General features: G+C 73.0%; 6 protein-coding genes, 1 tRNA gene and 2 pseudogenes. 7 read left to right on the forward strand and 2 right to left on the reverse strand.

The window, feature by feature from the left end; all coding sequences use genetic code 11:
• Nucleotides 1–294, forward strand: a pseudogene (locus HDR73_RS13180) (prepilin signalpeptidase); the annotation flags it as partial.
• Nucleotides 295–417: 123 nt separating this feature from the next.
• On the forward strand, nt 418–918 hold the full coding sequence (locus tag HDR73_RS13185; protein WP_041464768.1) for a MarR family winged helix-turn-helix transcriptional regulator: 501 nt from the start codon (nt 418–420) through the stop codon (nt 916–918).
• Between the two features lie 73 nt (nt 919–991).
• Here HDR73_RS13185 and cls read toward each other — a convergent pair whose 3' ends face one another.
• Together cls and HDR73_RS13195 are read right to left on the reverse strand one after the other, a co-directional pair.
• Nucleotides 992–2,461, reverse strand: a complete 1,470-nt coding sequence (gene cls, locus HDR73_RS13190) for a cardiolipin synthase (RefSeq protein ID WP_041464767.1) — start codon at nt 2,459–2,461, stop codon at nt 992–994.
• A 93-nt stretch (nt 2,462–2,554) separates the two neighbouring features.
• Entirely contained in the window at nt 2,555–3,043 is a 489-nt protein-coding gene (locus HDR73_RS13195) for a YajQ family cyclic di-GMP-binding protein (RefSeq protein ID WP_041464766.1), read from the reverse strand.
• A gap of 130 nt (nt 3,044–3,173) precedes the next feature.
• On the opposite strand from HDR73_RS13195, the gene HDR73_RS13200 reads away from it, so the two are divergent.
• The 5 genes and pseudogenes from HDR73_RS13200 to HDR73_RS13220 all read left to right on the forward strand — a co-directional run.
• Nucleotides 3,174–3,255, forward strand: a tRNA-Tyr gene (locus HDR73_RS13200).
• A 115-nt stretch (nt 3,256–3,370) separates the two neighbouring features.
• Complete coding sequence (locus tag HDR73_RS13205; protein WP_012300222.1) at nt 3,371–4,357, forward strand: aldo/keto reductase; 987 nt, start codon at nt 3,371–3,373, stop codon at nt 4,355–4,357.
• A 53-nt stretch (nt 4,358–4,410) separates the two neighbouring features.
• Entirely contained in the window at nt 4,411–5,154 is a 744-nt protein-coding gene (locus tag HDR73_RS13210; protein ID WP_012300221.1) for a YoaK family protein, read from the forward strand.
• Between the two features lie 44 nt (nt 5,155–5,198).
• Complete coding sequence (locus HDR73_RS13215) at nt 5,199–6,008, forward strand: inositol monophosphatase family protein (protein WP_012300220.1); 810 nt, start codon at nt 5,199–5,201, stop codon at nt 6,006–6,008.
• A gap of 484 nt (nt 6,009–6,492) precedes the next feature.
• Nucleotides 6,493–6,732 (forward strand): annotated as a pseudogene (locus tag HDR73_RS13220) (M23 family metallopeptidase); the annotation flags it as partial.

Below are 6,732 nucleotides of genomic sequence, written 5' to 3' on the forward strand. Positions count from 1 at the left end.
GCCGTCGCGGCCGCGGCGCTCGCGCTGGTCGCGGGCGGATCCGGCCTCCTCGTCCAGGCGGCGGCGTGCGGCGCGGGAGACGTGAAGCTCGCCGGCGTCATCGGCCTGGCGCTCGGGCAGCTCGGGCCCGCGCAGGTCGCGCTGGGCCTCGCCGCGGGCACGATGCTCGGCGGCGTCGCGACGACCGCCCTGCTCGTCGCGGGCCGTGCCCGGGCGTCGACCGCCGTCCCGTTCGGTCCGTGGCTCGTGCTGGGCGCCCTCGTCGTGGTATCCGCTCCCCGTACGCTCGCGTGAGCGCGCAGGGGATCCGGCCGACGGTTGTCTGTGCGTGGGGATCCTCGTGCGCTGTCGGGCGTACGGTGGAGGGAGTGTCCAAGACCCCGGCATCGACGTACTGACGAGCCAGAGGATGAAGAGATGGCACAGAGATCGCTCTCACTGCTGCAGGACGAGACCGGTGTGCTCCTGGCCGCGGCCTCGCGCGCGGTGGTCTCGCTGTACCGGCCGCTGCTGCAGCCGCTCAACCTGACGCACCCGCAGTACCTCGTGCTGCTGGCCCTCGACGAGGAGGAGCCGCAGGCGGTCGTCGACCTCGCGGAGAAGCTGCACCTCACCCCGGGCACGCTCTCGCCGCTGCTCAAGCGCCTGGAGGTGTTCGGCTACGTGTCGCGCTTCCGCGACGCGACGGACGAGCGTCGCCTGTCCGTCGGCCTCACGCACGCCGGGCGCGACATGCTCCCCGTCATCTGGCGCGTGGGCGACCAGGTCCGCCGCGACATCGCCGGCGACGACGTGGACGACTCGCGGCTCCGCGACCTGCTCCAGGGCGTGCTCGACCGCGCCACCGCCCACGAGCAGGCGCACGACCACGCCGACGACCATGAGGACGAGGACGCGGCGGACGCCGGACAGGCCTGACCCGCGTCCGGCCTGACCCGCGTGCCGCTTGACCCGCGTGCGGCCTGACCCGCGTCCGGCGAGGGCCTCGCCGCTACTGCACGCCCGAGGTCAGGCGCGCGAGGTTGTCGAGCACCGTGCTGGACCGCGTGCGCCGGCTCCACTCCTCGAGGGTCAGCTCGCGGCTGCGCTTCCGGTAGCCGTCCTCGATCCGGCGCATCTCGCGCACGAAGCCGGGGCCGCGCACCATCAGCGAGACCTCCATGTTGAGGCTGAACGAGCGCATGTCCATGTTGCTGGATCCGATGACGGCCACGTCGTCGTCGATCGTGAAGTGCTTGCTGTGCAGGATGTACGGGGCCCGGTACATCCAGATCCGCACGCCCGCGTTCAGCAGCTCCTCGTAGTACGAGCGCTGCGCGTGGTAGACGACGGGCTGGTCGCCGATCTCGCTGACGAACAGCTCGACCGAGAGCCCGCGCTGAACGGCCGTGGTGATCGCGTACCGCATGGAGTCGTCGGGCACGAAGTACGGCGACGTGATCACGATGCGCTCCTGCGCGTAGTAGAGCAGCGCGTTGAACAGGCGCAGGTTGTTCTCGCCGGGGAACCCGGGGCCGGACGGCACGACCTGGCAGTCGAGCTCCTCGTCGTCGTCCGAGGCCGCGACCTCGATGGGGTCGGTCTCGCGCACGAGCAGCTGGTCGGTCTCCGCGTACCAGTCGGTGATGAAGATCGCGTTGAGGCCGCTCACGATGGGACCCTCGAGCCGGGTCATGAGGTCCTGCCACTTGAGGCCCCGCTTGCGGTTGACGACCTTGTCGTAGCTGCGGTGCACCATGTTCTGGGATCCCATGAAGCCGACGCGGCCGTCGATCACGAGCACCTTGCGGTGGTTGCGGAGGTCGGGCCGCTGGTAGCGCCCGCGCAGGGGCTGGACGGGCAGCATGAGGTTCCAGTCCGCGCCGATCGCCGTGAGCTTGCGCGTCGTCCGCTTGTAGCCGGGTGCGCGCAGCGACGCGATGTGGTCGAGCAGCACGCGCACGGTGACGCCGCGCTGCACGGCGCGCTCGAGGGCGTCGAAGAAGGGTGCGCTCGTCACGTCCCAGGCGAGGATGTAGAACTCGACGTGCACGTACCGCGTGGCCCTGTCGACCTCGGCGGTCATCGCGGCGATGGACTCGTCGTAGTGGCTGTAGAGCTTCGCGCGGTTGCCGCCCACGAGCGGCATGGAGCCGAGCGTGCGGTTGAGCTCCACGACCGAGTCCAGCCACGACGGCCACGAGTGCTCGCGCGTGACGCGCTCGATGCCCTCCGTCGACTCGATGATGAACCGGTTGATCTCCTGCTGCTTCTCCCGGCGCCGCTTCGGCAGGCGCGTGGACCCGATGAGCAGGAACAGGAAGATGCCGAGGTACGGCAGGAAGAAGATCGCCATGAGCCACGCCATGGCGGTGGACGGCCGACGGTTGCGGGGGATCACCAGCAGCGCCACCACGCGCACGATGAAGTCGACGAGCACCGCGAGCCCCGCGAGGATGAGGGTGGTCATCGAGGGGTCCATCAGGCGGAGTCTATCCGCCGCATCCGCGCCGCCCGGGGGTCCCGGCTCCCGCCGGACAGGCCGGGCGGGCGCCGCCGCGGGCGGCGCGGCGGATCAGCGGAAGTTGACGAACTGCAGGTCGAGGTCGACGTCGGCGCCCTTGAGCAGCGCGATGGTCTGCTGCAGGTCGTCCCGGCTCTTGCTGGAGACGCGGAGCTCGTCGCCCTCGACGCGGCTCTTGATGCTCTTGGGGCCCTCGTCGCGGATGATCTTGCCGAGCTTCTTCGCGTTGGCCTGGTCGATGCCCTGCTTGAGGGTGACCTCGATGCGGTACTCCTTGCCCGAGGCGAAGGGCTCGCCCTCCTCGAGGCTCTTGAGGCCGATGCCGCGCTTGAACATCTTCGTCTGCAGCACGTCGAGGATCGCCTTCACGCGCTCCTCGCTGGAGGCCTTCATGAGGATGGTGTCGCCGCTCCACTCGATGGAGGCGCCCACGTTCTTGAAGTCGTAGCGCTGCTCCACCTCCTTCTGGGTCTGGTGGACGGCGTTGTCCGCCTCCATGCGGTCGACCTTGCTGACGACGTCGAACGAGGAATCTGCCATGCGGACCATGTTAAGGGACGGGCGGCTGCGGGCCCGCGGCGGCGGCGGCCGACGATTTCGGTTCGCGGGTCGGCGACCGCTATCATCGACGAGCGTCTCCGGTCAGTGATCACACGGGTCGGGTGCGCATGGCGAGTTACCCTAGCGGCCAAAGGGATCTGACTGTAAATCAGACGGCTCAGCCTTCGGGGGTTCGAATCCCTCACTCGCCACCGAACGAGGACGGCCCCGCTGTGCGGGGCCGTCCGTCTGTCCCCGACGCGTCCGTCGGGGCCCGCCCGTGCCCGCACCGTCGCGCGCACGCCCGACGACCTGGATCCACCACCGATGTTCCCCGCCGCACCCGGCCCACGCACGCGCGCCCTCGGCACGTCCGGCGTCGTCGTCTCCGCGCTCGGCCTCGGCACGAGCGGCTTCGGCTGGACCGCCGACCGCGACGAGGCGTGGGCGATCCTCGACGCGTACCGCGAGGAGGGCGGCACCTTCATCGACACCGCCTCCTCCTACTCGCAGTGGGTGCCGGGCCACGAGGGCGGGGAGTCCGAGGCGATCATCGGCGGCTGGCTGGCCGCGCGCGGCTGCCGCGACGACGTGGTCGTCGGCACCAAGGTCGGCAAGAGCCGCGACGCCCCCGGCACGTCGGCGCGGTCCATCCGCCGCGGGGTGGACGCCTCGCTCCGCCGGCTCGGCACGACGCACGTCGACATCGTGCACGCGCACCTCGACGACACCCGCACCCCGCTCGAGGAGACCGTCGCCGCGCTGTCCGAGCTCGTGGAGGAGGGCAAGGCGCGGCTGGTCGGCGTCTCCGGGTTCCGGCCCGAGCGGATCGAGCAGGCGCTGGCGCTCGCGCACGGATCCGGCGCGGTGCCCGTCGGCGTGGTGCAGGAGGAGTACAGCTTGCTGGTCCGCGACCACGCGGAGGGGCGGCTGCAGGCGGTGGTCCGGCAGGAGGGCCTCGGCCTCGTCGCGCACAGCGTGCTCGCCAAGGGGTTCCTCACGGGCAAGTACCTGCCGGGTGCGCCCGCGGTGCCGTCCGCCCGCGCGCTCGACGCGGAGCAGCACATGTCGGCGGGCGGGCACGCGACCGTGCGCGCGGCCGAGGAGGTCGCGAGGACGCGCGGCGTCACGGTCGCCGAGGTCGCCATCGCGTGGGTGCTCGGTCGGCCCGGGATCGCGAGCGCGCTCGTCGGCGCGCGCACGGCCCGGCAGATCCGGCAGCTGATGCCCGCTGCGCAGCTCGTGCTCGACGACGACGAGGTGTCCCGCCTCGCGTCCGCCGCAGCCCGGGCGACGCGGGACGAGAGCGCCTGACCCGCCCGTATCCTGGGGCGACCGCCGCCCGAGCCGCCCGAGGAGATCCGCCCGTGTCCCGTCCCTGGCCCGAGGGCTCCTACATCGCCGCCCTGCTCGTGATGACGACCGCGACCGGCGCCATCGACGGCGTCAGCTACCTCGCGCTCGACCGCGTCTTCACCGGCAACATGACCGGCAACGTGCTCTTCATCGGCTTCGGCCTCGTGGGCGTCGCCGACATCCCCGTGCTCAACAACCTCGTGGCGCTCGTGGCCTTCATGCTCGGGGCGGTGATCGCGTCGCGCATCACCCGACGCGCGCCCACCGACGTGCACCTGCCGCGCTCCTCCGTCTGGATCCTCGTCACGGGCGCCCTGGTCACGCTCGCGCTCGCCGTGGTCTGGCTCGCGGTCGGGACGCTCGACACCGGGGTCATGATCGCCATCACGGGCTTCCTCGCGCTGCTGCTCGGCGCTCAGGCGGCCGCCGTGAAGAGCATCGGGCTGCGCGACCTCTCGACCGTGGTCGTGACGATGACGATGGTGAACCTCTCCTCCGACAGCCGCGTCGCCGGCGGCACGGGCGCCGCGTGGGCCCGCCGCATCGGCGCGATCGTCTGCATGGGGCTCGGCGCGCTGGTCGCCGCGCTCATCACGACGCACGCCGGCGGCGCGTGGGCGCTGCTCGCGGCGGGCGGCCTGATGGTGCTGGGCGTCGGCCTGCTGTGGAACGCGCGCCGGATCGAGCGGGGGCGCCTCCGTGAGGGTGCCGCCGCGTCGACCGACGAGGCGCGCGCCGCCGTGTCGCCCGCCTGAGCGCCGCGCGCCGGCCGGCCCCGCCCCTCTGGCAGGCTGGTCGCATGACGACCCCCGGTGACTCCGAGCTCCTGACCATCGCCCGCGACATCGCCGTCCGCGCCGGGGAGCTCGCGCTCCGCCGCCGCCGCGAGGGCGTCGAGGTCGCCGCGTCGAAGTCCAGCCCGGAGGACATCGTCACGCACACCGACCGCGAGACCGAGGACCTCATCCGGCAGGCGCTGCGAGACGTCCGCCCCGAGGACGGCTTCCTCGGCGAGGAGTCTGAGGGCACGTCCGGAACCTCCGGCCTCACCTGGGTGGTCGACCCCATCGACGGCACCGTCAACTTCCTCTACGGCATCCCCGCGTGGGCCGTGAGCGTCGCCGTGGTCGAGGGCGACGCGGATCCGCTCACCTGGACCGCGCGCGCCGGCTGCGTCGTGAACCCCACCCTCGGCGAGGTCTACACGGCGACGGCGGGCGGCGGATCCGCGCTCGACGGCCGACCGCTCGCCGTGAACGCGGGCGTGCCGCTCTCCCTCGCGCTCGTGGGCACGGGCTTCTCGTACGGCGCGGAGACGCGCATGCGGCAGGGCCGCGTGATCACCGAGCTGCTCGGCGAGGTGCGCGACATCCGCCGGATCGGCGCCGCGTCGCTCGACCTCTGCAACGTCGCGGCGGGCCGCACCGACGCGTACTTCGAGCGCGGGCTGAAGCCGTGGGACCACTCGGCCGGCGCCCTGATCGCGGCGGAAGCCGGCGCGCGCGTGACCGGGATCAGCGGCGGACCCGCGTCCGCCGAGCTCCTGATCGCCGCGGATCCCGAGCTCGCGCGCGCCCTCGAGGAGCGGCTGGAGCGCCCGCGCGCATAGCCCCTGAAGCCCCCCGCGCGCATCCCCCGGGTGGCGCGAATCCCTTCCGGAGGTTAGCCTTTACCGATCCGTTACATCGCGGCCGGGCTGGAACCGGTCGCTCGCGCACGCCCCGACACCGCTCGGCCGGCATCGCGCTGCACCTGTCCCCTGCTCAAGGAGCTCCACGATCCTGTCCTGCCTCCACGCCTCGCGTGCCCCCCAGCCCTCCGACCGGCGGCCCTCGTGCTGACCCCCGACGAGACCGCAGGGACCGTGTACCCGACGCGACGCGAGCGCCGCGAGGCCGAGCGCCTGGCCGCCGAGCGGGCATCGGGCGGATCCGCACCCCGGGCGGAGGCGGATCAGCCCCGTGAGCCCGCGGTCGCCGCGGTCGCCGTGGCCGAGCAGCCCGTGGACCAGCCCGTCGAGGCGCCCGCCGATTTGTCCGGCGTCGCGGACGCTCAGCCCGAGCAGGTCGCCCCCGCCGAGCAGGTCGCCCCCGATGCGCTCATCGCCCCCGCGCCCCGCGCCCCGCATCCTCCACGTCTCGGTCGAGGCCCCGGCCGCCCCGAGCACGCACCTCCCCGCGCAGGCCGAGCCCGCTGCTGCCGGGGCCGCGGAGACCGTGCCCCTCGCGACCCGCGCCCGTCGCCTCCGCGCCGTATCCGCCGCCGCACCCGAGTCGCGCCGCTCCTCGTACGTGCCCGCGAAGCGCGCGAGCGTCCCGGCCGCCGCCCCGCAC

Source organism: Clavibacter sp. (assembly GCF_014802555.1).
GTDB classification, from domain to species: Bacteria; Actinomycetota; Actinomycetes; order Actinomycetales; family Microbacteriaceae; genus Clavibacter; species Clavibacter sepedonicus.